The organism is Capnocytophaga endodontalis (assembly GCF_002209445.1).
GTDB classification, from domain to species: domain Bacteria; phylum Bacteroidota; class Bacteroidia; order Flavobacteriales; family Flavobacteriaceae; genus Capnocytophaga; species Capnocytophaga periodontitidis.
This window is the reverse complement of sequence record NZ_CP022022.1, coordinates 3,073,022-3,099,228: the sequence shown is the minus strand read 5'-3', so window position 1 is coordinate 3,099,228 and position 26,207 is coordinate 3,073,022. Positions and strand designations below refer to the sequence as shown.

Here is a 26,207-nt window from a genome sequence, read left to right as displayed (position 1 = left end):
AAAAGACCTCCGCAAAGAGGTCTTTTTTTATTGAATATCATATTGTTATGTTGCTACACTTTGCCAAAGTCTCTAATTGCCTGTGCGGCTCGCACTCGCACCTAATTGAAAAATAAGTGTGGAAACAACTGTTCCATCGGTTTTTTAGAAAAAGCAATTTTAAGAGTAGCCTTGAGAAAGCCCCAGCCATAGCTAAAAAACTGCACCAAAAGCGCCCAAACCGAGAGTAGCCCTATTTTTACACTGCGGTTTTCACGGGTGCTATCCCAACCTATAAGGATAAAATAACATACATATATGAGTAGCGGGGCTATATACCCCCAAACAAGTAGTAATAACGCCCCACAAAGCCCTAAGGCAAAGCAGGTAGGTAGCCAAAAAGTAAGTTTGCGTGACTCTGGATGCCAATGGTTGAGGATAGCCCGTGTCTGTCCAAATTTACTTACTTGAGTGCGAAATTTTACCCACGAAATACGGCGTTTGTGGAACACAAAAGCAGTAGGGATAAAGGCAGTGTCAAAACCTTGTTCCCAGAGGCGTATCACTAAATCGGGGTCTTCACCAGGGTGTATTTTCCCAAAACCACCTGTCGCCTCAAAAGCTTTACGCGATAATCCCATATTAAAACTACGAGGTTCAAATCGTTGAATGCGCTTTTGGCTACCGCGAATCCCCCCAGTAGTGAGCAAGGACGTCATAGTGTAGTTGATAGCCTTCTGTATATCAGTAAAATCATCAGTAGCGGTATCCGAGCCCCCAAAGCAATCTACATAATGAGTTTGCAGATAATCGTCTACAGCTTCTAAATAGTGAGGAGGCAAAATACAATCGGAATCTAAAATCAGAAAATAATCGTGTTGAGCGTGTTGCATCCCGTAATTGCGAGAGTCACCAGGGCCTGTGTTAGGTTTAGGAAGATAGGTGATTGATAAATCATTTTTGTATTTCTCGCATACTTCTTTTGAAGGAATAGTAGAACCGTCTTCAATCACTACTACCTCAAAAGTATCTTCGTAAGTTTGTGATACAAGGCTATTTAGTAGTTCATCTAACTCGTCTGGACGGTTGTATATAGGGATGATAAAACTGTACTTCATCTGTTAATATAATGTTAAAATTCAAAGGTTTTGTAACATCTGTGTAAAGCTATACGTATAATAGGGCGTATAAGAATCGACAAAATTAAGGATTTTTTCTGAATGAGACAACTAAAAATTACCAAACAGGTAACCAACCGTGAAACCGCGTCTCTTGATAAGTACTTACAAGAGATTGGGCGTGTAGATTTGATCACTGCCGATGAAGAGGTAGAATTAGCACAACGTATCAAAGCAGGCGATGTAGCTGCTTTAGAAAAACTAACCAAAGCAAATTTGCGCTTCGTAGTATCGGTAGCTAAACAATACCAAAACCAAGGTCTTACTCTTCCCGACCTTATCAACGAAGGAAATTTAGGGCTCATTAAAGCCGCACAGCGATTCGACGAAACTCGTGGGTTTAAGTTTATTTCTTATGCCGTATGGTGGATTCGTCAGTCTATTTTGCAGGCCTTAGCCGAGCAATCGCGTATTGTGCGCTTACCGCTCAACAAAATTGGTTCTATCAATAAAATCAACAAGATGTACGCTTACCTCGAGCAGGCGAACGAGCGTGTACCTTCCGCCGAAGAAATTGCACGTGAGTTAGATATGTCCGTAAACGATGTAAAAGAATCAATGAAAAATGCAGGGCGTCATATCTCTATGGATGCGCCTTTGGTTGAAGGAGAAGATTCTAATCTTTACGACGTGATTCGCAGTAACGAATCGCCTAACCCCGATAAGTCGCTTATTTTAGACTCTTTGCGTACCGAAATTGAGCGCGCACTCGAAACACTCACCCCACGTGAAGCCGATGTAGTGCGTTTGTACTTTGGTTTGGGCGACCAGCACGCTATGACCCTTGAGGAAATAGGTGAAACTTTTGATCTCACCCGTGAGCGCGTACGTCAAATCAAAGAAAAAGCCATTCGTCGCCTCAAACACACTTCACGCAGTAAAATTCTAAAAACATACTTAGGATAATTTATCAATGAGCCGATTTGTTAATTAGCAAATCGGCTCATTAGCAAATAAACAAATTGAATCTATGAACAAAATACTTTTATGTTTTTTCCTAGCTTGTTTAGGTTTTAAAACATCAATTCTTCAAGCACAACTCTATGGGACGGATTCTTATGTAACTATTTATTTGGATACAAATAAAGTAGTTGATGATTATATTTCTTTCAATTTGGAATTCAATAATGATTCAAGAGTATGGATAGATCTCAATAATAATCAAAAATATGATGAGGGAGAATTAGCTTATAAGTTTCATTCTCCTGAAGTGAATATAGAAAAAGAAAATCTACAAAAAGAATATAGAATTTATGGAGAACTTACTATATTAGAAATAGGAAATAATTCTCATATCAACAGAATAGATCTGAGTCATTGTAGCACTTTAAAAGAGTTATCTATAAACATAACCGCTTTGAAAGAGCTTGATATTTCTAAATTGCCTAATCTTGTTCATTGTAATCTTTATTCTAATGGTATTAGAAAGTTAATTACAAATAACCCTCTTCTTGAGACTTTAAATATCCATAGTAATGAATTAACAGAACTCAAATTACAAAAATTTCCTAAACTCACAGAACTTAATTGTATAGATAATAAGCTAAAACAGTTAGATTTGAGTAATTTACCTGCACTAAAAATTTTGAGGTGCAATATAAACCAGCTCTCTAAATTAGATGTTAGCAAAAATAAAAATTTAGAGGAATTGTATTGTAATTATAATCAGCTTAGCTATTTAGATTTAAGTCATAATTCAGTTTTAAATAGATTGGAATGTTCTAAAAATAGCTTGAAATCAATAGATATACAACAGAACGGGGACTTAATAGATTTAGATTGTGAAAGCAATTATCTTACAACGCTTATTTTCGCAAAGAAAAATAAAATTACACGTCTTTGTATAGAGCACAACTCTTTTAAAAGTGAAGCTCTTACTCATTTGGTGGCACAATTGCCAATAGTTACTCGTTCTAAAGAAAAAAAAGAACCTACTCACTACGATTTAGTAGAAAACAGAGACAAAGTAAAGAATGTTATTCTTTTGCATGAATACACTCCACCGGAGTCAAGGATTCGTGTATCACTTTTAGATGATGCCTATCTGAAACAAGATGAACAATTTGTCCGTTTTTCTAAAGAAGATGAAAAATTATTGAAACAAAAAGGATGGAAAGTTATTTATAAAGAAAAAGAATTAGAGTAACCCTTTTCTTACCTCTTATCTCTTACTTAAATAAAATGAACTATACTTGGAACTTTAAACCCCTGCCACCGCAAGCCACTGTAATACAGCTACAACAAGAGCTCAACATCAGCGAGCCTTTGGCAATACTCTTAGCCCAACGAGGCATAACCACTTTTCAGCAGGCTAAAGACTTCTTCCGCCCTACCCTATCTCAATTGCATAATCCTTTCCTGATGAAAGGAATGAAAGAAGCTGTTGCTCGTTTAGACCAAGCCTTAAAAAATAATGAAACTATCCTTATTTATGGCGATTACGATGTCGATGGCACTAGTGCGGTCTCTCTAATGGAACGCTATCTCAGCACTTTCACTGATAAACTGTTTACTTATGTACCCAACCGTTATACCGAGGGGTATGGCATTTCTTTTCAAGGGATTGACTATGCCGAGGCGCAAGCTTGTACCCTTATCATTGCTTTGGATTGTGGTATCAAAGCTATTGATAAAGTGCAATATGCCAAAGAAAAAGGGATTGATTGTATCATTGCCGACCACCACCGCCCGTCAAACCAAGTGCCCGATGCCGTGGCAGTACTCGACCCTCAACAAGCTGATTGCCCTTATCCGTATAAAGAACTCTGTGGCTGTGGTTTAGGCTTTAAATTGGCGCAAGCATATCACGAGTATTTGCAACGCCCGTTCAGTGAACTGATGCCTCTTTTAGATTTAGTCGCCGTCGCCACTGCTGCCGATATTGTGCCAATGGACGGTGAAAATCGCACGCTAATGTACTTCGGTTTAGAAGTGATTAATGAACAGCCCTCAGCAGGAGTAAAAGCGCTCTTTGGTGAACATCAAGGGGCTATTACGGTAAGCGATGTAGTGTTCAAGGCTGCCCCGCGTATCAATGCCGCCGGACGTATAGAGCACGGCAAATATGCAGTAGCGCTCCTTACTGAACCCAATGCTGAAAAAGCGCTACTCAAAGCCCAAGAAATTGACGAACTCAACACCCACCGCAAGGAATTAGATAGCAGTATCGCCGCCGAAGCACTTGACCAAATAGAGCGCAATGGCGAGCAAAATCGCTATACCTCGGTAGTGCTGAATGAAGAATGGCACAAAGGGGTGATAGGCATTGTCGCTTCCCGCCTTATCGAACATTACTACCGCCCCACGATAGTCTTTACCAAGAGTGGCGATAAGTATGCCGCCTCAGCGCGCTCAGTACAAGGCTTTGATATCTATGAGGCTTTGGAGCAGTGCAGCGAACATTTAGAACAGTTCGGTGGACATAAATACGCGGCTGGACTCACGCTCCTCCCCGAGCAATATCCACTCTTCAAAGAGGCGTTTGAAACTGTGGTTAAACAAACCATCGACCCTGAATTGCGCACCCCAAAACTCTCTATAGATACCGCACTTCCTTTGAGCAAACTCACTCAAAAATTCTATAATGTCCTCAAACAGTTCGAACCTTTCGGTCCTTGCAACCTGCCACCGCTATTCTATGCCGAAAATGTAGTCGATACAGGTTTTGCAAAGCACATTGGCAAGAATAACGAGCACTTAAAACTCTGTTTGCGCGAAGTGGGCAGTGCCCCGTATTTCGATGCTGTAGGTTTTAGTTTAGGACATAAACTCCCTCTCATCACCTCAGGCAAACCTTTTAGCATTGTCTATTCAGTAGAAGAAAACCTGTGGAATGGCAAGCTAAGTTTGCAGTTACAAGTCAGAGACATAAAATAATTTGCTAATTTCCAAATTTCCTAATTAACGTCAGTTCGATATAACAAAACATTGATTTACAGTTTTGTAACATAATATATTCACAAAATAATTCACCGTCAGGTGAAAATTCGTGTTTCACATACCCAGCTGCGCCAACTCGCTGGCTTTGTGGGAGATTTAAAACATTTTGCTAATTTCCAAATTTCCTAATTTGCTAATTAATATATTTTGGTATTATTTTTGTAGCTATTCTAACGACTAACAACTAAATAATAACTAAAAAAATGGCAAACATTACATTTCACGATCAGCCTGCACACACTGCTGGCGAACTTCCAAAAGTGGGCGTTGTAGCCCCTGAATTTTCAGCTGTTAAAAACGATTTAGCTGAAGTAAAACTCTCTGATTTCAGAGGTAAAAAAGTAATCCTAAACATTTTTCCCAGTGTAGATACAGGTGTATGTGCTGCTTCAGTGCGTAAATTTCACGTCGAGACTTCAAAGCTCAACAACGTAGCAATTCTTTGTATATCAAAAGATTTGCCTTTTGCGCTCACACGTTTCTGTGCAGCCGAAGGTATTGATAATCTTACAATGCTCTCCGATTTCCGCGGTGATTTTGCAGCTCATTATCCTATTGTTTTTACCGATAGTCCGCTAAAAGGATTGCTATCTCGTTGTATAGTAGTGCTCGACGAACAAGGCAAAGTAGTATATACCGAGCAAGTAGCCGAAACTACTAACGAGCCTAACTACGCTAAAGCACTTCAAGCAATTAACAATTAATAATTGTGTCACAAAAAGGCTATCCGAAAAGTCTCAAAAATGCTTTTGCATCATAAACTTTGTCAAAGTCCCAAAACTTTGACAAAGTTTATAAGTTTGATAATCAATTACTTTTAGAGTATATTATGTAGGAAAGCCAGCGATAGCTGGGTATGTGCTGCAAACGCCCCCTCAATAAAAACTTTTTGGACACCTTCTCTATCGTCAAATCACAGCTTGTTTCCTTTTTTATTGCCCAATCGCCAAATTATTCTTATCTTTGCCCCCTCAATAGGCCACCCTCACACCTGTCCCCCTAAACCCTAATAAAAATGGCTAAAAAGAAACAAGATAAAAACAAAGATAGCGATAAATCTTCTACAAAAAACAAAGACGCTAAAACCGTTAAATCCAAGCAACGCCGCCTGATATGGGGTGGTTTTTTAGTACTGCTTACAGTCTATTTGCTTTTTATTTTTACTTCATTTTTCTTTTCTTGGCAAGCCGACCAAAGTGTGTGGGCTGACCTTGCTAATCGTGAAGAAATCGCCGATAACTTAGGCAGTAAAATAGGAGCTTATCTCAGCTATCTATTGATGTACAAAGGCTTTGGCATCGCAACCTTCATCGCCGTATGGCTCATTTTCCTCTCCGGACTCAAATATCTGTTCAATATCAAAATAGCATTGCTCAACCGCTGGTATTGGGGCACTTTGCTAATGGTACTCCTCGCTACTTTTTTAGGCTTTTTGCAAGGAAAATCTACTATCCTTTCAGGAGTTTCTGGCTATGAAGTAAATCATTTTCTGCAAGATTACTTTGGTAAAATAGGTACTTTTTTAATCCTTTTCTTCTTTGCTTTGGTATATGCTATTACCAAATGGCAACTCACTCCCGAGAAGATAAAGTCTTTCTTCCAAAATACCTTTACTAAACTGAAACGAGAACACGACGATGAACAAGATGACGATTTTGAAGATGCTGATGATACTCCTCCTACAACCTCTTCTGATATCATAACTGACAATGAAGAGGAACAAGATGTGGAAATCGTTCTTCCTCAAGTAGATGATGAAAAAATCGACCCTTTTACACATAAAAAAGAAATTCCATTCCTCGATGGCAAAGGTGAGTTGGAAATTACCAATATCCCTGAAGATGAAGCTCCTGAACTCACCATCACTCCTATAGTGCCGCCTGTAATGGTTGATCCTGAAGATTTAGCCAAGCAATTAGTAGAAAATTACGGCGAATACGACCCGCGTTTAGACCTCAGCGACTATCGTTTCCCTACGATTGAATTGTTAAACGAACCTAAAGATAAAGGTATCATTATCAACGAGGAAGAGCTAAAGGAAAACAACGATACGATTATCAAAACCTTAGCCGATTACAAAATTGAAATCTCCAAAATCAAAGCGACAGTAGGCCCTACTGTTACTCTCTACGAAATTGTACCGGTGGCGGGTACGCGTATTGCGAAAATCAAGAGTTTGGAAGATGATATTGCACTCTCACTCGCGGCTCTCGGTATTCGTATCATCGCTCCTATCCCCGGCAAAGGAACCATTGGTATTGAGGTACCTAACAAAAAACCGACAATGGTGTATATGCGCTCAATGATTACCGCCCAAAAGTTTCAAAATGCCGAAATGGAACTCCCTATTGCCTTTGGTAAAACCATTAGTAACGAAACTTTTGTCGCCGATCTTACTAAAATGCCACACTTGCTGATGGCAGGGGCTACTGGGCAAGGTAAATCGGTAGGTATCAATGTCGTGCTCACCTCTCTGCTCTACAAAAAACACCCTGCTGAGGTGAAATTCGTGCTCGTCGACCCTAAAAAAGTGGAACTCTCTATCTTCGAGACCATTGAACGCCACTTCCTCGCCAAACTACCCGATAGTGAAGAGGCAATTATCACCGATAACAAAAAAGTGGTGAATACGCTTAACTCCCTCTGTATTGAGATGGACAACCGTTACGAACTGCTAAAAAATGCTCAAGTGCGCAACATCAAAGAGTACAACGCTAAGTTCAAAGCGCGACAACTCAACCCTAACGAGGGACATCGTTTCTTACCTTATATCGTATTGGTGGTAGATGAGTTTGCCGACTTGATTATGACGGCAGGTAAAGAGGTGGAACTCCCTATCGCTCGTTTGGCACAGCTTGCCCGCGCCATTGGTATTCACTTGATTATCGCTACCCAACGTCCATCTACTAACGTAATTACGGGTATTATCAAAGCCAACTTCCCTACACGTGTCGCCTTTAAAGTGAGTTCAAAAATCGACTCCAAAATCATCTTGGACGGATCTGGGGCTGAACAGCTCATCGGTAGGGGGGATATGCTCTACTCACAAGGTAATGAACCCGTGCGCATACAATGTGCTTTTGTCGATACACCTGAAATACAACACATCACCGAGTTCATCGGGGCACAACGCGCCTACCCCGATGCCTACTTGCTACCTGAATATGTAGGCCCCGATAGCGAACCTGTAGATTTAGATTTCGACCCCTCCGAACGTGACCCTATGTTCCGCGAAGCCGCCGAAGTAGTTGTCAATGCGCAACAAGGTTCAGCTTCCCTCTTGCAACGCAAACTCAAATTGGGCTACAACCGCGCGGGTCGCCTCATCGACCAGTTAGAACACGCTGGCGTAGTAGGACCTTTTGAAGGCAGTAAAGCCCGCCAAGTGCTCATCCAAGACATCACAAGTTTAGACCGCCTCTTAGGAGGAAGTGAATAGTGAATAGTATAAAGTGAAAAGCCCTCTTAGCGGCTTTTCCCACAGCTCCCACAACTCTCATAACTCCCATAACTCCCATAACTAATACCTAATAGCTAATGACTAATAGTAACACCACAAACCTTACCACAAAAACAGCCGACCTCCAAGCAGTACTCCACGCTCACTTTGCCGATTGCTTCAGTAAAGAGGGAAGTTTTGATTTTGAGAAATTTAAAGCAGTATTACAACAAAAAGAAGTAGACTTTTTCACCGAAAGCTATTCCTTGCAATGGCTCGGCAAGCAGTATGCCCGTCTGTTAGCTACCGACCCTGTAACAACGCTCTTGCGCGCCGATGAGGCGCATAACGCCTTGCCTGAAAACGCCCATTCGCAAAACCTACTGCTCAAAGGCGATAATCTCGAAGTGCTCAAGCACCTCACCAATGCCTATTACGAAAAGGTGAAAATGATATACATCGATCCTCCTTACAACACAGGCTCCGACGGTTTTGTATATCAGGACGACCGCAAGTTCACCGTCCCTCAGCTCGCCCAGTTGGCAGGAGTAAGTGAGGAGGTAGCCCAACGTATTTTGAGTTTCACCCAGAGCAAGAGCAACTCGCATTCCGCTTGGCTTACTTTTATGTATCCCCGCTTGTATATTGCCCGCCAATTACTCAAAGACGATGGTGTCATATTTGTATCTATAGACGATAACGAAGTAGCACAACTGCGACTACTAATGGACGAAGTGTTCGGTGAGGGTAATTTTGTGAGTCAGCTAATATGGAAAAGCAAAAGTGGGGGAGCTAATGATAGTCGCTTTTTTGCTAATGATCACGAGTATATTCTCTGCTATGCCAGAAATATAGACAGGCTTGTTGTCAATATTGATAAAAACGCAACAGTATCAACATCTTATAACTTAGAAGATAAAAAAGGTAAATATGCTTTAGACCGATTGGATAAACAAAGTATTAGATATTCTAAATCTTTAGACTACGAAATTAAAGATAAGGAGGGGAATAGTTATTTTCCAAATCATAAGAATCCTAATGAACCTAATGCAACTTGGCGTTGGGGCAAAGAAACTGTAGAAGAAAGATATAATGAACTTGTATTCAAAGATGGTTATGTCTATACCAAAAACTACCAGAAAGAAGGAAGCATACCACGTTCTTTATTAATTGATGAAAGATTTGGCAGAACAAGAACTGGTAAAACAGATTTCACTTCTCTTTTTGAAGGTGCTTATTTTTCAGCTCCTAAGCCCGTCAAATTAATGAAATTCTTAATCGAAATAGGTACAAATCCTAACGACCTCATTCTCGATTTCTTTGCAGGATCAGGTACTACCGCCGATGCCGTGATGCAACTCAATGCGAAAGACGATGGCAACCGCCGTTTTATACTCGTACAACTCCCTGAGCTTATCGATAAGAAAAAGAACAAAACTGCTTACGAAGCTGTCTTGTCTTTCCCGTCATTCGTCTCTCGTAATTCGTCATTACCCGCCGTGCCTACTATTTTCGATATTACTAAAGAACGTTTGCTAAGAGCAGCTGCTAAACTCAAAGCTGAAAAAAACGACCTTTTTAACACAAAAGCGGTAGACTTCGGCTTCCAAATTTATGAAACTTTCCCTATTTGGGACGACTATGAGTTTGAGGCAAAGGATTTTACTCCTTCTCTTACTCTTTTTGATGAAACAAAACTCACCGATGCCGACCTCCGTGCCTTGTTACTCACTTGGAAAACCTACGATGGCATTCCACTAACAGAAAGCCTTGCTCCTGTAAATTTAGCAGGCTATGAAGGCTATTACGGTTTTGATAAATTGTACTTAATACATCGCGGTTTTACTACCGAAAGCTTAAAAGTATTGCTTGAAATGATGGACAACACCCCCAATTTCAACCCTACGACCATTGTAGTCTTTGGCTATCATTTCGAGAGTGCACACCTGCGCCAAATTGCCGAAAACGTGAAAGCGTATGCCAATAAAAAAAGTATCAGCACCGATTTTATCATAAGGAACTAAGTATGAAGCTCAAATTTGAAAAAAATCTCGACCACCAGTCAAAGGCAGTCAAAAATACGGTGAGTGTTTTTGATGAGTTACACGTGCAGTCGCCTAAAAAACAAGGAGCTGAGTGTATCAACCCTAAGGTGGATAAAAATAGCTATGCTTATGAGCGCAATATTAGGGAGCTGCAAAAAGCCCAAGAAATAGACACGCGTTATTGCGATGCCCGCAGCAATATTATCGATGTGATGATGGAAACAGGTACGGGCAAAACCTATACCTATACTAAAACTATTTTTGAGCTCAACAAAGCCCTTGGCATCTTTAAGTTTGTGATAGTAGTCCCTACCCTCTCTATCAAAGCGGGTACCCTTAGTTTTCTAAAGTCGGAAAGTGCACGTAGCCATTTTATGGACGACTATAGCAAAACCATTGAAGTGCATATAGTCGAAAGTCAAAAGAGTAGCAAGGGCAACAAAAGCGGCTTTCCGCCTGCTGTGCGCAGTTTTGTAGAAGCCACTGCTACACAAAACAAAATACAAGTGCTGCTCATCAATGCGGGGATGCTCAATTCGGATACAATGCAAAAAACGTTCGACCAAACCTTGTTCGACCGTTATGCGATACCCTTTGAAGCCATTGCTGCCACCGCCCCTTTCCTCATCATCGATGAACCTCATAAGTTTGCCCAAGAAAACAAAACGTGGGAAGCCATTAAAAAGATGTCCCCTCAGTTTATTTTCCGCTATGGGGCTACTTTCCCTGATAAAGAACTAAAACGCAAAACAGTATTCGGTACTACCGAAACAATTAAAATAAAAGATTACCACAATTTGGTATACCAACTCACCTCTGTCGATGCTTTCAACAGCAACTTGGTAAAAGGTGTAGTGGGATATGTAACTGAGTTTTCAGGAAATAACAATGCTTTGTTGCGCCTTACGGACACCGATGGCAAAGAAGCGCATTTTGAGCTGATAGAAAACAATAGTCAGAAGAAAATTGTCTTAACCAAAGGCGATGATTTTGAGAGGGCTCACTCCGCAATGCACGGCTTGCAGATAGTGCAACTAAATAAAACTACCGTGCTATTATCCAATGGTTTAGAACTCAAAAAAGGCGATAAACTCAACCCTTATTCGTATTCGGAAACCTTGCAAGATAGAATGTTGCAAAAAACAATTTTCCATCATTTTGAGTTAGAACGCGAGCTGCTCTGTCGTGAAGTGCGCATCAAACCGCTCACTTTGTTCTTTATCGATAACATCGAGGAATACCGCAATACCGAAGGTCATTTGCGCAAAACGGTAGAACTCCTTATCAAAGCTGAAGCCCAAAGACGCTTGTATTCTGAAGAAAACGAGTTTTATCGCGCTTATCTACAGAAAACCATCGACAATATCGCCGGTACGCACGGCGGTTATTTCTCTAAAGATAATTCGGTTAAAGATGAAGAAGTAGAAAAGGAAATCAACGAAATTTTGCACGACAAAGAAGCAATATTGAGTCTGCAAAATCCACGCCGGTTCATCTTTTCTAAATGGACGTTGCGCGAGGGTTGGGATAACCCCAATGTTTTCCAGATATGCAAGTTGCGCAGTAGTGGTAGTGAGATTAGCAAACTGCAAGAAGTAGGGCGTGGCTTGCGCTTGCCTGTGAATGAGTACGGCAATAGGGTGAAGGATAGCAATTTCTTTCTAAACTATTTTGTAGATTTCACCGAAAACCAATTTGTAGATCAATTGGTGAAGGAAATTAACGACAAATCAGGGTCTGTTTCAATTGAAACGCCGCTTGATAGTTTGAACGACGATCTTATCAGTCAAATTGTAAAACTGTATCATTTTGATGATAAAAATGCGCTTTTAGAGGAATTAGATGAACACAATGTACTCAAACGCGATAACAGTTTCAAACAAGGTGGTTTAGACTATGTACGAGCACATTTCCCCTTAGCTTTCCAAGGGGTAGATAGCAGCAAGATACGCAAGGCTACCCAGCCTAAAAGAACTATACGTATACGCGCCGATAAATACAGTAAGCTAAAAGAGTTTTGGGAGCAGCTCAACGAAAAAGCGATTTTGGAATATCAGTTCAAAAACGAACAACAGTTTCAAGATCTCTTTGTAGACTATCTCAAAAACGAAAGTCGCAGTGCTAACCGCTCTTTTGAGAAATGTACTTTAGTAGAAATTGTCAATAGAATACACGTACAAGGTAAACGCGCTTATGTATCCGAAGAAAGAGCTGAATACCACGAACGCAAGCAGTCGTTTTCAACAATGAGCTATAGTGATTTCTTAAAAGAACTTTCAAAAATACTCTTTGTGAACATCAAAACCCTACACAAGGCGTTTTGCAGCACCCCTACCGACATCAATCTGTATCTAAATATAGCGACGATAAGGGCTATCAAACAAAATTTTGAGTTTTTCTTGTTAGCCAATGCCTTTACTAAATATACAGTAGGCTACCAAAAAGTTAGCAATGCGATACACCCTACCAAGCTCACTAATGCTAAGGGAGAGCCTTTAGCCGAAATACCTGCTGCTGAGGTTGGGATACTTTCCGAAAATCAAACCGTTGCTCATAACTATCTGTTCGATGAACTCTTTTTTGATTCGGAATTAGAGCGCGAAAACATCTTGCAAAATATCGATAGTGTAACCGTATTTACCAAAATACCTAAAAACTCTATCAAAATACCTGTGGCAGGAGGTAAAACCTATTCACCCGATTTCGCTTACATCGTGCAGTACAAAAACCAATCCCAACAACTGCACTTTGTGATAGAGAGCAAGAACGTGCCCAATGACAACGCTTTGCGCGAAGAAGAAAAACTGAAAATAAGGCACGCTGTAGCTTTCTTCAAAGGCAAAGTGAATATACATTTCAAAACCCAATTCAGCAACGACAAAATAATGACCCTCTTACAAGAAACCTATTATAACAATTAACAATGTTTGCGTCGCTACACTTTGTCAAAGTCCTTAATTACCTGTCGTGTTACGACCCTTTGTCAAAGTTGATTACTCTGATTATCAATAGCTTTTGTAATATGTTGTGTAGGAAAACCAGCGAGAGCAGAGTATGTGAGGGGGCTATACATAAAGTGAAATAAATAATTGAACAATGAAAAATATAATCTTATCAATAGGCTTGCTATTTGCAACAGCCTTATCAACAGCCCAAAACGTATTCCAAGCCTCTGGTGAGAGAAGTGTACTACGAACAGAACTACCCAAGTACACCAAAATAGATATCGATAGTAGGTGGGAGGTTACACTGGTAAATGAAAAAAACGACCATATCTATATCGATGCTGATAATGCAATTCACCCTATCATCAAAGCTACTGTTGAAGAGGGAACTTTGAAAATATCTTTGGAAACACCTAAAGGCGTGAATTTTGTGCAAACAGGAGGTATAAAACTCAAAATCCCAATTAAAGGAACAAGCGAATTGAAAATGCAAAGTGGCAAAATTCGTTCAGAAGAACCTATAAATATGTCTTCCTACAAAATGCTTCTCGACTTTCTTTCGGAGATTGATTTAAAACTGAATGTCAATGATTTGGATTTAGAAATAGGTAGTTGTAGGGAAGGAAACTTACAGCTCAATTGCCGAAATCTCACTTTCAATGCAGGCTCTCTCACTAAGCTGCCTATTAGTGGAAAAGTAGAAAATCTTAACTTCGTTTCTAACAGAATCATCCAATTAGAAACTTACGACCTAAAAATACAAAATGCTATTTTTAATACTTCGGGTATTGTGAAAGCAAAATTGAGAATTGATGGTACTATACAAGGAAAACCAAGCGGTATTTTTGAACTTTATTACAAAGGTAATGCTACTAACCAAATAGAAACAAACTCAATGATTAAGATCATTAAAGAAGAAAAATAATGAATCAACAACAAGAATTCCTAAAATATCAAGCTCCTACATCGCCTTATCCGCGATTGTTAGAGGTGGAACGCGCCGAAGGTAGCTATATCTACACTACCGATGGCAAGCGTTATTTAGATTTTGTAGCTGGCGTATCGGCTTGTACCTTGGGGCATTGCCACCCTGCGGTAGTGAAGGCTATCCAAGAGCAGTGCGCTACCTATATGCACGTGATGGTATACGGCGAGTACGTGCAAAAACCAGCGGTAGACTTCTGCAAACTTCTCGCCGAGCAGTTGCCACCAGAGCTCAATACTACCTATTTGGTAAACTCCGGTACGGAAGCTATTGAGGGCTCGGTGAAATTAGCCAAACGCGCTACGGGCAGAACTCAACTCATCGCTGCCAAAAATGCTTATCACGGCAATACACAGGGTTCGATGAGCCTAATGGGCTATGAAGAACGTAAACGCGCTTATCGTCCGCTTATCCCTGATGTCGATTTTATAGAGTTCAACAACGAAGCCGATATCCTCAAAATCACCGAACGCACCGCAGGAGTAGTGCTCGAAAGCATCCAAGGGGGAGCTGGGTTTATCGAACCCCAAAACGACTATCTTATCAAGGTAAAACGCCGTTGTGAAGAAGTAGGTGCTCTCCTTATTATCGACGAGATACAACCTGGTTTCGGACGTACCGGCAAGCTCTTTGGTTTCCAAAACTATGGCTTTACCCCCGATATTATCGCAATAGGCAAGGGTATGGCAAGCGGTATGCCGGTAGGTGCATTCGTGTCGTCGTATGAGCGTATGCAGCTGTTGGCACACAGTCCTAAAATGGGGCATATCACCACTTTTGGGGGTAATCCCGTGATAGCGGCTGCCTCGTTGGCAACCCTCAACCAGCTCCTCACTACCGACCTGATGGCTCAAACCTTAGAGAAAGAAAAACTCTTCCGCAAGTATTTGCAACATCCACTTATCGAAAGTATCAATGGTCGCGGTTTAATGCTCGCTGTTATCGTGAAAACTGCCGAAATTGCCGATTTTGTGGTGAATTACTGTCAGGATAAAGGATTGATAGTCTATTGGCTTTTGTTTGAACACCGTGCCGTACGACTTTCGCCTCCACTTACCCTCACCGATGAAGAAATTAAAGAAGGTTGCGATATCATTATTGAAGCGCTAAACCAATTCAATTAACAATTAAAAATATAACAAAGATGAAAAATATATTACTTTACACTCTATTACTAACTGCTACCCTAACCTATGCGCAAGGTCTGCTACCTGAAGAAAAGGTAAAAAAAGAGCCGTCTGCCCAGCCTGTGCAACAAACAAAGAAGTACGCTTGGAAAGATGAATATTATGAAGGATTAGCAATGGTAAAATTGGATAAAAAATATGGTTTTATAGATAAAACAGGTAAAGAAGTGATTCCTATAAAGTATGATAATGCTTGGGGTTTTTCAGAAGGATTAGCAAACGTTAGGCTAAATAACAAATGGGGTTTTATAGATAAAACAGGTAAAGAAGTTATTCCTATAAAGTATGATTATGCAGATAGATTTTCAGAAGGATTAGCTTTAGTAATATTAGATAAAAAATATGGTTTTATAGATAAAACAGGTAAAGAAGTGACTCCTATAAAGTATGATAATGCATATAGTTTTTCAGAAGGTTTAGCTACTGTGAAATTTAATGGTAAATGGGATTTTATAGATAAAACAGGTAAAGAAGTGACTCCTATAAAGTATGATGATGCAAAAAGTTTTTCAGAAGGATTAGCAAGCGTGAGTTTGAATTATAGATATGGTTTTATAGATAAAACAGGTAAAGAAGTGATTCCTATAAAGTATGATGATGTTTGGTATTTTTCAGAAGGATTAGCAAAGGTTGAGCTAAATAACAAATGGGGTTTTATAGATAAAACAGGTAAAGAAGTGATTCCTATAAAGTATGATTATATTTGGCTTTTTTCAGAAGGATTAGCAAGCGTTCTGCTAAATAACAAATGGGGTTTTATAGATAAAACAGGTAAAGAAGTGATTCCTATAAAGTATGATGATGCTGAAAGTTTTTCAGAAGGTTTAGCTACTGTGAAATTTAATGGTAAATGGGATTTTATAGATAAAACAGGTAAAGAAGTGACTCCTATAAAGTATGATGATGTATATAGTTTTTCAGAAGGATTAGCAGCTGTAAGTCTAAATAACAAATGGGGTTTTATAGATAAAACAGGTAAAGAAGTGATTCCTATAAAGTATGATGATGCTGAAAGTCCTTCAGAAGGATTAGCTAAAGTAAAATTGAATGATAAATATGGCTTTATAGATAAAACAGGCAAAGAAGTGATTCCTATAAAGTATGATTATGCAGAAGGATTTTCAGAAGAAGGATTAGCACAAGTAAAGCTAAATAACAAATGGTTCTATATAAACCAAAAAGGAGAATGTGTGAAAGACTGTAATAATGCCCCTGCCGACTACCCCATAGCCAAATAACTTTTAAAAAATATTACAAATATGAAAAACATATTACTTTACACTCTATTACTAACTGCATAGCTGATATAGAAACATACGATTTGAAAATACAAGATGCTACTTTTGACAACTCATCAATACTAAAAGCTAAATTGTATATTAACGGCACTATACAAGGCAAATCTAATGGCTTTTTCGAATTGCGATACAAAGGGAATGCTATTAGCCGTATAGACCCCAGCCCAATGGTTAAAATTATAAAAGAAGAAAAAGAATGAATCAACAACAAGATTTTCTAAAATATCAAGCTCCTACTTCGCCCTATCCGCGATTGTTGGAGGTAGAGCGCGCCGAAGGTAGCTATATCTACACTACCGACGGTAAGAAATATTTAGATTTTGTAGCAGGAGTATCGGCTTGTACCTTAGGGCATTGCCACCCTGCAATAGTGAAAGCAATACAAGAGCAATGCGCTACTTATATGCACGTAATGGTGTATGGCGAGTACATACAAAAGCCTGCGGTAGACTTCTGCAAGCTCCTCGCAGCACAACTACCCCCCGAACTCAATACTACCTATTTGGTAAACTCCGGTACGGAAGCTATTGAGGGCTCAGTAAAATTAGCCAAACGTGCTACGGGGCGCACCCAACTCATCGCTGCCAAAAATGCTTATCACGGCAATACACAAGGCTCGATGAGCTTAATGGGCTATGAAGAACGCAAACGCGCTTATCGTCCGCTTATCCCTGACGTAGATTTTATAGAGTTCAACAACGAAGCTGATATCCTCAAAATCACTGAACGTACCGCAGGGGTAGTCTTGGAAAGTATCCAAGGGGGAGCGGGCTTTATCGAACCTCAAAACGACTATCTCATCAAGGTAAAACGCCGTTGTGAAGAAGTAGGTGCTTTGCTCATCATCGATGAAATACAACCTGGTTTCGGGCGTACTGGTAAGCTCTTTGGCTTCCAAAACTATGGCTTTACCCCCGATATTATCGCTATAGGCAAGGGAATGGCAAGTGGTATGCCTGTAGGGGCATTCGTGTCGTCGTATGAGCGTATGCAGTTGTTGGCAAATAGTCCTAAAATGGGACATATCACCACTTTTGGAGGTAATCCCGTGATAGCAGCTGCCTCGTTAGCAACCCTCAACCAGCTCCTCACTACCGACCTGATGGCTCAAACTTTGGAGAAAGAAAAACTCTTCCGCAAGTATTTGCAACATCCACTTATCGAAAGTATCAACGGTCGCGGATTGATGTTGGCAGTCATTGTGAAAACTGCCGAAATCGCCGATTTTGTAGTGAATTACTGTCAGGATAAAGGATTGATAGTCTATTGGCTTTTATTTGAACACCGCGCCGTACGACTTTCTCCGCCACTTACCCTCACCGATGAAGAAATCAAAGAAGGTTGTGATATTATCTTGGAAGCGCTAAACCAATTCAATTAATAATTAACAAATAAATAAAAATGGAAAACGGAATTTATGCTAAAATAACTACTAATAAAGGCGTTATTTTACTGCGTCTTACTTACGACAAAACTCCTGCTACGGTAGGTAACTTTGTGGCTCTTGCCGAAGGAAAAATGAAAAATTCACAAAAACCATTAGGCACTCCTTATTACAACGGACTCACCTTTCACCGTGTGATTCCTAATTTTATGATACAAGGCGGCTGTCCGTTAGGTACAGGTACTGGCGACCCAGGCTATCGTTTTGATGATGAGTTTCACCCAGAATTGAAACACAACAAAGCAGGGGTCATTTCTATGGCAAATGCAGGTCCTGGCACTAATGGGAGTCAGTTTTTTATCACGCATTTGGCAACGCCTTGGTTAGACAATAAACACACTGTTTTTGGTGAAGTAGTAGAAGGACAAGATGTGGTAGATGCTATTGCACAAGGTGATAAAATTGAAAAAGTGGAAATTTTAAGAGTAGGAGCAGAGGCTGAAAAATGGGATGCTCTCAAGGCTTTTGAAGATTTCAAAGCTGCAAAAGCAGCTCGTTTAGCCGAAGAAAAACGCAAAGCCGAAGAAGCCTTAGCTAAAGAAGTAGTAGGTTTTGATAAAACTGACAGTGGTTTGTACTACCAAATTACCCATAAAGGCAATGGTAAAAAAGCAGTAGCCGGACAAAAAGTAGCGGTGCACTATACCGGTATGTTGTTAGATAAATCTGTGTTCGATAGCTCTCATCGCCGTAGAGAACCTTTGCAATTTACCGTAGGGGTAGGGCAAGTGATACAAGGCTGGGACGAGGGAATTTTGCTGCTCAGCGAAGGTGATAAAGCCCGCTTGGTTATTCCTTCAGAGCTTGCTTATGGCAGCCGAGGTGCTGGTGGTGTTATCCCTCCTAATGCGCCTCTCATCTTTGATGTCGAATTAGTTTCAGTAGGATAAAATAATAAAGCCAGCTTTTAGCTGGCTTTATTATTTTATCTGTTTACTTGTTAATTATCCAAAAAAATGTAACGCTTCAAAACTTACCAAAGTGAGGTATCCTAAAACGAATCCTAAAAGGGCTATCCATAAGATATTTTTTACGTACCAGAAGAAACTAATTTTCTCCATACCCATAGCTACAACTCCCGCCGCCGATCCGATGATAAGCAAGCTACCACCAGTACCTGCCGCATAAGCGATGAAGTGCCAAATACCGTTGTCTATTTCCTCTTGGAACATACCCATACTAGCAGCTACCAATGGTACGTTGTCTATAATAGCTGAAGCAAAACCTAAGAGTAAGATTACTACGTTTTTGCTTGGGATAGTTTCGTTGAGTGTTTGTGCAAAATTGAAAAGTGTACCAATTGTTTGCAATGAAGCTACTGCCAATAAAATACCTAAGAAGAACAAGATGCTCGAAAACTCGATACGACTCATCGCACGGTGAATACTGAATTTATCCTTATCAGTAAACGAAAGTTCGCTGATAGGTTTCAATTTTTCAGAAACAAACCACATTGTAGCCAAAGCAAAGAGCATTCCTATATAAGGAGGCAAATGAGTGATTGATTTGAAAATAGGAACAAAAATAATAGCGATAAATCCTATAGAGAGTACGGGCATACTGCTTTTGTAAGTAACGCCTTCTTCACTGTTAGAAGTATCGATTTTTCCTTTGAACACAGGTAAAAATGATGCAATGAGCAAAGGTACTACTAAACATACTACTGCAGGGATAAATACATATTCCACTAATTTAGCAGCAGTTACTTTGCCTTTCACCCAAAGCATTGTGGTAGTTACGTCGCCGATAGGTGACCAAGCACCTCCTGCATTGGCAGCAATTACAATCAGAGAAGCGTACCATATACGTTCTTTTTGGTCTGGGATGAGTTTGCGCAGAATGGTGATGAGGATAATAGTAGTAGTAAGGTTATCGATAATTGCAGAGAGGAAGAAACCGATAATTCCTATAATCCATAGGAGTTTTACCTTACTTTGGGTACGAATCAATCGTTTGATGATTTCAAACCCTCGGTGCATATCAATAATTTCTACAATGGTCATTGCACCGATTAAGAAGAAGAGAATCTCAGCTGTTTCAGCTAAGTGATGTTGTAAAGCTTTGTCGATAGCAGTAGCGTTGTTGGTAGGGTCAGAGGGTACTAATATACCATTTGATACTTCCATTACATCAATGTTCGAAACTTTTAAGAGCGTCCAACAGATAACAGCCATAGCTAAAGCCGAAATAGTTTTGTCCACCTTTATTTGGTGTTCTGTAGTAATACAAAGATAGCCAATAATGAAAATGGCAATAATCCAAGGTTCCATACAATAAATTTTATTTAAAAAAGATTAATGTGGCGCAAATATACTAAATCTTTCTATTATACGCCAAATCTTTTTGTTTAATTTTTATTGTGAAGTGATAGCTTGATATACTACACTTTGTATTTTTTGTCGCACTAATTTGTTAATCAGTAGTTTATTATTTGAAGAAGGGTAGGTGCGGTTAGAGAGAAAAACAATTAAAATTTCATTAGTAGGGTCAGCCCAAGCAAAAGTGCCCGTAAAGCCTGTATGCCCAAAACTGTTCATAGGTACACAACCACAAGTTGGTCCTGAGCGGCCTAATTGAGGCTTGTCGAAACCTAAACCACGACGGTTGCCTTCGTTGCAGTAGTTGCAAGTGTTGAAAAGAGCGACGGCTTGAGGTTGCAGAAACCACGTGCCCCCATAATAACCTTTTTGGAGATACATTTGCATCACTTTGGCTACATCATCGGCAGAACCAAAAAGCCCTGCGTGTCCGCCTACTCCTCCTAGCATAGCCGCACCTTGGTCGTGTACATAACCACGAAGCACTTGGTTGCGAAAGCCTTTTTCATCTTCAGAAGGAGCAATATTTACAGGGGAAAACTTATGTAGAGGCAAGTAGGTGAGTTGGTAAGCCCCTAATCCTCTGTAAAAGTGTTTTTGTACCAACTCTTGTAAAGGCTTTTTTTCTTTCTTCTCTATGAATTTTTTGAAGTAGTAATATGGTAAATCACTGTATAAGTACTTTTTATCTTTGATGAGCTCACTCTCGTCTATACGTTTGTAAATCGTATCGGTATATCCTTCTATGAGGTACATATCTTTGGCTACTTCGGTGGGGAATTCATCGCTTTTCACAGTGCTGTAAAACGCTGTACTTGGCTTTTGTACAGAGTCTAAGGTTCTTTTAAAAAAAGGAATCCAAGCCTGAAATTGTGCGTAATGAGAGAGCACATCTTTCATCGTCATTTCAGCTTTGTTAGTGTGCTTGAGTTTAGGCAGCAAGTCTTCAAAGGTATCTACAGGTTTGAAATCACCTTTGGTGTATAGACGCATCAGTTCGGGGAGGGTTGCCAATATTTTGGTGAGTGAAGCAAGGTCGTAAATAGTGTTATCGGTAACCTTATTAGCAGGATTGTAATCCAAAGTACCAAAGTTTTTTCGGTATACTGTTTTGCCCTTTTTGGCGACTAATATTTGGATACCAGGGGTCATTTTTTGGTTGATAGCATCTAAGGCAATACTATCAATTTCTTTAAGTTTAGCCGAATTGAGCCCTACACTTTCGGGTAATCCAAAAGCCAATCGTCCTATTTTTTGAGTGCTGATGGAAGTACCTACAGGCAAATTGGGGTGAGCGGTTACGGGCAATACACCTTTGCCTTCAATGGCACCAAAGATGAGCTGAGCCGCTTTTTCTTGAGCTACTTTGTGGTTTTGGTAAGCAAATACGATTGCCTTGATATGTGCAATATTCTTTACATTGAGCATTGCATACGGACGGGTGAAAATAGTTAATATCACTTTCTTCTTTTTGGCGATATGCTCTAACCATTTCAGTTCATTGTCACTGAATTTATAATCGTCCCAAGGAGTTTTGTCGGGTTTGTGCAAACCGATGATAATCGTATCGAAATTCTCTATTGCGTTGTAGAGTTGAGTTTCGTTTTGAGGTTCTATAAGAGTAACTTCTGCGTATTTGCGCAAAGAAGAATAGAATGTCCAACCGCTGTCGTTGCCAAATTTCACATAGGCAATTTTGCGTTTATCGAGGTCTTTTAGAGGGAGAATGTTTTCCTTGTTTTGTCCTATAGTAAGAGCGTTTTCAAAGAGTTCTTCGGTGAGCAAATCATCTTCGAGGGTGTGTAAGCCTTCAGTGATTTTTGTTTCGTCTAAGGGGGTGAAAGTAGTGAGTCCTACTTTGTATTTAGCCATCAGTATTTTTTTTACTGAGTGAGCCAAACGTTCCTCACTGATACGTTTGTTTTGGTAGGCTTTTTTCATAGCTTCAAAACCTTTGGCTACATTAGCAGGCATTAGCAAAATGTCGTTTCCAGCCAAGAAGGCTTCCACTTCCACTTCGCCTACAGGCAGATATTCCGATACACCTTTCATACCCAGCGCATCGGTGAAGATGAGTCCTTCATAGCCCATTTTCTTTTTGAGCAAATTGGTAATGATAACCGAAGAAAGAGAAGAAGGCAACCCCGCTTTAGGTTCTAAGGCAGGGACGTTTAGGTGGCCTATCATCACGCTGGCAACTTCTTTGGCAAGAACCTTAAATGGATAGAGTTCTACTTCATCCAATCGAGTGTTGGTAAATGAAATGGTAGGAAGGGTTTTGTGAGAATCTTTAGAAGTATCGCCGTGGCCAGGGAAGTGTTTGGCGCTGCCCAATACCCCCACTGATTGCATTCCGCGGGTAAAAGCGAGTCCTTTTTCGGCGACGTTTAGTTTATCTTCGCCAAAAGAGCGGTTACCGATAATAGGGTTGTCGGGGTTAGTGTTGATATCAATATCGGGTGCGAAATTGAACTGCATACCTAATTGTTTGCAGTGCATCCCGATGCGTTTGCCCGTACGCTCAATAAGTGCATTGTTTTTAATAGCGCCGAGGGTCATATTCCACGGATAGGCATAGGTAGAGTCGAGGCGCATAGCGAGTCCCCACTCGGCATCCATTGCCATAAAAAGAGGTATTTTAGAGAGAGATTGGTACTCATTGGTGAGTTTAGCCTGACGTTTAGGGCCGCCTTTAGAGAAGATAATCCCACCGATGTAGTATTTTTTGATGAAGTCTTTAATTTCTTCAGCCCTTTTGGTGCCTATATGGCTTGAGTAGACTGATACCATAAAGAGTTGCCCTATTTTTTCGTCGAGAGACATCTGGTTGTAAGTATCGTTTACCCATTTTTCTTGGGCTTGAGCATCGGGAGAGCGCAGCGGTGATTGAGCTACTGAACTAAAGAAAGATACAATAAATAAAGATATAAAAATATAAGTTTTTTTCATTTTTGGTATTCTTCTATTTCTTTGCTAAGAATATCAATATAATGTTGATGTTTGGGTTTATAAATAAAATTAATATAGTGATTTCCTACTGTCTCATTGATGATTTCAGAAGTTTTTATCAATAAATTTTTAGGATTAGCTTTGATAAAAAGTGTATAAAAGAGCTCACTTCTAAAATGTTGGGGAGATAAAAATCGTTTCTTACTATTTCTGTAATATATTTCTGCGTTATCACAATAATAGTATAAAATGACCTCTCTTTTTGAAAGATATTCTTCTATTTCTTTGATGATATAATTGAAAACTTTCAGTGAGTTAGTGGAAGTTACTTGCTTTTTCAAAGCTAGATTCTTTTGTATTCCTTAAAATCCATTTGCATTATTTCTTCTTTTAGTTTTTTAGATCTTTCAGCTAATTTTTCTATAAAACTCAGAAGTTTCTGATTTGGATTTTTTATAGTTACTTGCGTAGCATTATGTGTTTTTCGTGTTACTACTACTACTTGTTTTTTTGCTGTTCTCATATTTTTATTAGGTTAAAAGAATAAGAAATAAAAGGTAAGAGTAAGTTTTACTTCTTATCCCTTACCTCTTATCTATCTAAAATTCATCGATATTGTAGGCTTTGAGTTTGTTGTAAAGAGTTTTACGTGTAAAGCCTAATAATTTAGCTGCTTCTGTTTTATTGTTATGGGTTTCGTGTAAAGCCCCAATGATAAGCTCACGTTCATTTTCTTTGGTAGAGAATGAGAAGCGTTCGGTAGGGAAATGGCGAGTTTCTACAATCACAGGTTCAGGCAATTCGTTTTCGGTGATGTAATCGCCTTGAGTGAGTAGGGCAGCGCGTTTCACGGTGTTTGATAGCTCACGCAAGTTACCGCTCCAAGTGTATAGAAGCATTTTTTGTACAGCTTTTTCAGTGAATCCTTGTACATTTTTGTGAAGTTTTTCATTAGCTTTTTCCAAGAAATGTGAAGCGAATATCATCAAATCGTCTTTGCGTTCGTTGAGAGAAGGTACTTTTATAGAGAATTCGTTCAAACGGTGATAGAGGTCTTCGCGGAACTCGCCTTTGTTTACAGCAGCGAGTAAATCTTCATTGGTAGCTGCCAATACACGGATATCAACATCAATTTCTTTAGAGCTACCGATAGGTTTGATACGGCGTTCTTGGAGGGCGCGCAATAGCTGGATTTGGTTCTCGTAGCTGAGGTTACCTACCTCGTCGAGGAAGATAGTACCGCCATTGGCTTCTTCAAAGTGTCCTTTTTTATCACCAATAGCCCCTGTAAACGACCCTTTCACGTGACCGAAGAATTCACTTGAAGCGATTTCTTTAGGGATAGCGCCACAATCGACAGCGATAAACGGTTTGTTTCGGCGTTCGCTTTTAAGGTGGATAGATTTAGCAACTACCTCTTTACCAGTACCACTTTCACCCATAATAAGCACCGACATATCGGTAGGGGCTACTAAGTTGATAAATTTACTCAAGCGTTTAGAGGCAGGGCTGATACCTTCGATGTAAGGATTGTTAGCATCGGTTTCAGGTGCTTTAGTCACCTTGGCAGGGGCGCTATTATCGGTAGCTGATGAGGGAGTACTTTTTTTCGCTACAGCAATGTCTTGTTGTGCGGTGCGGGTGCTGCTTTGGGCATTTTTGATAACGTTGAGTACATCTTCTTGCTGGAATGGTTTAGATATATAATCGAAAGCTCCTAATTTCATTGCTTCTACCGCAGTAGAAACCTCGGCGTAGCTGGTCATTACCACTACAGGGAGGTTAGGGAAGCTTTCTTTTACAGATTTTAGGAAATTGATACCATCACCATCAGGAAGTCTTAAATCGGTGAAAACCATACTCAGCGATGCGTTTAGGTTTTTCTCCGCTTCTTCTAACGTATAACACCCTATTACATCATATCCATTGCGTTCTAAAAAACGGCTTAACATTTTGGAAAATACTACATCATCTTCTACTAAAAGAATAGGATTCTTCATATTCGTATGTCTTTAAAATATATAAAATTAATATTTGCTTTTGTTGTTTTTTTCTTTTATACACAAAAAGCGTGCAAATGTACAAACTTTTTCCGAAATAATTGTAATTAGTCAAAAAAAAAAGACTTCCCTATTCAGGAAGTCTTTTCCAATGCATATAATATAAATACTACTACTAACTCCCAAATTTGTTAGTATTTTTAAACTGGCAAAGTCTCTTCGGCAGTTTAAAAGACTATTTTTTACAATAGTTCAATAAATGATTTTGTTTAACAATTAAAATTTTAGCAATGTTTCTTTAAATGAATGTCGTTTCCCAACGATTTTAGTAAAATGAAATGAAATTTAATTTTTTACACAATTTTGTTTTAATGATTCTTATCTAACAATGTTTCTTTTAGCAATTTTTCTCAGTAATTTAATTTTTAACCAATTTTTGTACTTATGAACAAATCATTCATTATTTAATTATGTATGCATCATAAGTGATTTCTTTTATTC

The 26,207-nt window shown here is 39.6% G+C and carries 19 protein-coding genes; 13 read left to right on the top strand and 6 right to left on the bottom strand.

The annotated features are described in order from the left end of the window. Window positions 1–101: 101 nt before the first annotated feature. Entirely contained in the window at window positions 102–1,097 is a 996-nt protein-coding gene (locus CBG49_RS13945) for a glycosyltransferase family 2 protein (protein WP_088594955.1), read from the bottom strand. A 102-nt stretch (window positions 1,098–1,199) separates the two neighbouring features. On the opposite strand from CBG49_RS13945, the gene CBG49_RS13940 reads away from it, so the two are divergent. The 13 genes from CBG49_RS13940 (at window position 1,200) to CBG49_RS13885 (ending at window position 19,329) form a co-directional block, all read left to right on the top strand. Beyond that, window positions 1,200–2,063 (top strand): sigma-70 family RNA polymerase sigma factor, encoded by an 864-nt coding sequence (locus CBG49_RS13940; RefSeq protein WP_088594954.1) that lies wholly within the window; start codon window positions 1,200–1,202, stop codon window positions 2,061–2,063. 64 nt (window positions 2,064–2,127) lie between these two features. Then, a complete protein-coding gene (locus CBG49_RS13935; protein WP_088594953.1) occupies window positions 2,128–3,303 on the top strand; it encodes a leucine-rich repeat domain-containing protein in 1,176 nt (391 codons plus the stop codon). 35 nt (window positions 3,304–3,338) lie between these two features. After that, on the top strand, window positions 3,339–5,033 hold the full coding sequence (gene recJ / locus CBG49_RS13930) for a single-stranded-DNA-specific exonuclease RecJ (RefSeq protein ID WP_088594952.1): 1,695 nt from the start codon (window positions 3,339–3,341) through the stop codon (window positions 5,031–5,033). 266 nt (window positions 5,034–5,299) lie between these two features. Continuing rightward, window positions 5,300–5,800, top strand: a complete 501-nt coding sequence (tpx, locus tag CBG49_RS13925; protein ID WP_088594951.1) for a thiol peroxidase — start codon at window positions 5,300–5,302, stop codon at window positions 5,798–5,800. 311 nt (window positions 5,801–6,111) lie between these two features. Further along, complete coding sequence (locus CBG49_RS13920) at window positions 6,112–8,535, top strand: FtsK/SpoIIIE family DNA translocase (RefSeq protein WP_088594950.1); 2,424 nt, start codon at window positions 6,112–6,114, stop codon at window positions 8,533–8,535. 98 nt (window positions 8,536–8,633) lie between these two features. Next, on the top strand, window positions 8,634–10,559 hold the full coding sequence (locus tag CBG49_RS13915; protein ID WP_088594949.1) for a site-specific DNA-methyltransferase: 1,926 nt from the start codon (window positions 8,634–8,636) through the stop codon (window positions 10,557–10,559). 2 nt (window positions 10,560–10,561) lie between these two features. Next, window positions 10,562–13,501: a type III restriction-modification system endonuclease gene (locus CBG49_RS13910; RefSeq protein WP_088594948.1), complete on the top strand. Its 2,940-nt coding sequence runs from the start codon at window positions 10,562–10,564 to the stop codon at window positions 13,499–13,501. A 175-nt stretch (window positions 13,502–13,676) separates the two neighbouring features. Further along, window positions 13,677–14,450: a GIN domain-containing protein gene (locus tag CBG49_RS13905; protein ID WP_088594947.1), complete on the top strand. Its 774-nt coding sequence runs from the start codon at window positions 13,677–13,679 to the stop codon at window positions 14,448–14,450. Further along, window positions 14,450–15,634, top strand: coding sequence for an aspartate aminotransferase family protein (locus tag CBG49_RS13900; RefSeq protein WP_088594946.1), 1,185 nt, complete (start codon window positions 14,450–14,452; stop codon window positions 15,632–15,634). The genes CBG49_RS13905 and CBG49_RS13900 overlap by 1 nt, the downstream gene beginning before the upstream one ends. 20 nt (window positions 15,635–15,654) lie before the next feature. Beyond that, window positions 15,655–16,935: a WG repeat-containing protein gene (locus CBG49_RS13895; protein WP_088594945.1), complete on the top strand. Its 1,281-nt coding sequence runs from the start codon at window positions 15,655–15,657 to the stop codon at window positions 16,933–16,935. Window positions 16,936–17,018: 83 nt separating this feature from the next. Further along, a complete protein-coding gene (locus CBG49_RS15875; RefSeq protein ID WP_009750791.1) occupies window positions 17,019–17,195 on the top strand; it encodes a hypothetical protein in 177 nt (58 codons plus the stop codon). Next, window positions 17,192–18,376, top strand: a complete 1,185-nt coding sequence (locus tag CBG49_RS13890) for an aspartate aminotransferase family protein (protein ID WP_088594944.1) — start codon at window positions 17,192–17,194, stop codon at window positions 18,374–18,376. Before CBG49_RS15875 ends, CBG49_RS13890 begins: the two co-directional genes overlap by 4 nt. 20 nt (window positions 18,377–18,396) lie before the next feature. Then, window positions 18,397–19,329, top strand: coding sequence for a peptidylprolyl isomerase (locus CBG49_RS13885; protein WP_088594943.1), 933 nt, complete (start codon window positions 18,397–18,399; stop codon window positions 19,327–19,329). A gap of 54 nt (window positions 19,330–19,383) precedes the next feature. Here the strand turns inward: CBG49_RS13885 and nhaD are convergent, their stop codons facing one another. The 5 genes from nhaD to CBG49_RS13860 form a co-directional block, all read right to left on the bottom strand. Beyond that, a complete protein-coding gene (gene nhaD, locus CBG49_RS13880; protein WP_088594942.1) occupies window positions 19,384–20,709 on the bottom strand; it encodes a sodium:proton antiporter NhaD in 1,326 nt (441 codons plus the stop codon). 84 nt (window positions 20,710–20,793) lie between these two features. Further along, a complete protein-coding gene (locus CBG49_RS13875; protein WP_088594941.1) occupies window positions 20,794–23,706 on the bottom strand; it encodes a glycoside hydrolase family 3 N-terminal domain-containing protein in 2,913 nt (970 codons plus the stop codon). Then, window positions 23,703–24,047, bottom strand: coding sequence for a hypothetical protein (locus CBG49_RS13870; protein ID WP_227002905.1), 345 nt, complete (start codon window positions 24,045–24,047; stop codon window positions 23,703–23,705). The genes CBG49_RS13875 and CBG49_RS13870 overlap by 4 nt, the downstream gene beginning before the upstream one ends. 2 nt (window positions 24,048–24,049) lie before the next feature. Continuing rightward, entirely contained in the window at window positions 24,050–24,229 is a 180-nt protein-coding gene (locus tag CBG49_RS13865; protein ID WP_009750798.1) for a hypothetical protein, read from the bottom strand. A gap of 76 nt (window positions 24,230–24,305) precedes the next feature. Further along, window positions 24,306–25,706 (bottom strand): sigma-54-dependent transcriptional regulator, encoded by a 1,401-nt coding sequence (locus CBG49_RS13860; RefSeq protein WP_088594940.1) that lies wholly within the window; start codon window positions 25,704–25,706, stop codon window positions 24,306–24,308. Window positions 25,707–26,207 lie beyond the last annotated feature (501 nt).

What these genes read in the sequence shown, in the direction of transcription:
- CBG49_RS13860 (WP_088594940.1), bottom strand. Translation starts at nt 25,706, where the DNA reads ATGAAGAATCCTATTCTTTTAGTAGAAGATGATGTAGTATTTTCCAAA.
- nhaD (WP_088594942.1), bottom strand. Translation starts at nt 20,709, where the DNA reads ATGGAACCTTGGATTATTGCCATTTTCATTATTGGCTATCTTTGTATT.
- CBG49_RS13885 (WP_088594943.1), top strand. Translation starts at nt 18,397, where the DNA reads ATGGAAAACGGAATTTATGCTAAAATAACTACTAATAAAGGCGTTATT.
- CBG49_RS13910 (WP_088594948.1), top strand. Translation starts at nt 10,562, where the DNA reads ATGAAGCTCAAATTTGAAAAAAATCTCGACCACCAGTCAAAGGCAGTC.
- CBG49_RS13905 (WP_088594947.1), top strand. Translation starts at nt 13,677, where the DNA reads ATGAAAAATATAATCTTATCAATAGGCTTGCTATTTGCAACAGCCTTA.
- CBG49_RS13940 (WP_088594954.1), top strand. Translation starts at nt 1,200, where the DNA reads ATGAGACAACTAAAAATTACCAAACAGGTAACCAACCGTGAAACCGCG.
- recJ (WP_088594952.1), top strand. Translation starts at nt 3,339, where the DNA reads ATGAACTATACTTGGAACTTTAAACCCCTGCCACCGCAAGCCACTGTA.
- CBG49_RS13945 (WP_088594955.1), bottom strand. Translation starts at nt 1,097, where the DNA reads ATGAAGTACAGTTTTATCATCCCTATATACAACCGTCCAGACGAGTTA.
- CBG49_RS13900 (WP_088594946.1), top strand. Translation starts at nt 14,450, where the DNA reads ATGAATCAACAACAAGAATTCCTAAAATATCAAGCTCCTACATCGCCT.
- CBG49_RS13875 (WP_088594941.1), bottom strand. Translation starts at nt 23,706, where the DNA reads ATGAAAAAAACTTATATTTTTATATCTTTATTTATTGTATCTTTCTTT.
- CBG49_RS13935 (WP_088594953.1), top strand. Translation starts at nt 2,128, where the DNA reads ATGAACAAAATACTTTTATGTTTTTTCCTAGCTTGTTTAGGTTTTAAA.
- tpx (WP_088594951.1), top strand. Translation starts at nt 5,300, where the DNA reads ATGGCAAACATTACATTTCACGATCAGCCTGCACACACTGCTGGCGAA.
- CBG49_RS13890 (WP_088594944.1), top strand. Translation starts at nt 17,192, where the DNA reads ATGAATCAACAACAAGATTTTCTAAAATATCAAGCTCCTACTTCGCCC.
- CBG49_RS13865 (WP_009750798.1), bottom strand. Translation starts at nt 24,229, where the DNA reads ATGAGAACAGCAAAAAAACAAGTAGTAGTAGTAACACGAAAAACACAT.
- CBG49_RS13915 (WP_088594949.1), top strand. Translation starts at nt 8,634, where the DNA reads ATGACTAATAGTAACACCACAAACCTTACCACAAAAACAGCCGACCTC.
- CBG49_RS13895 (WP_088594945.1), top strand. Translation starts at nt 15,655, where the DNA reads ATGAAAAATATATTACTTTACACTCTATTACTAACTGCTACCCTAACC.
- CBG49_RS13920 (WP_088594950.1), top strand. Translation starts at nt 6,112, where the DNA reads ATGGCTAAAAAGAAACAAGATAAAAACAAAGATAGCGATAAATCTTCT.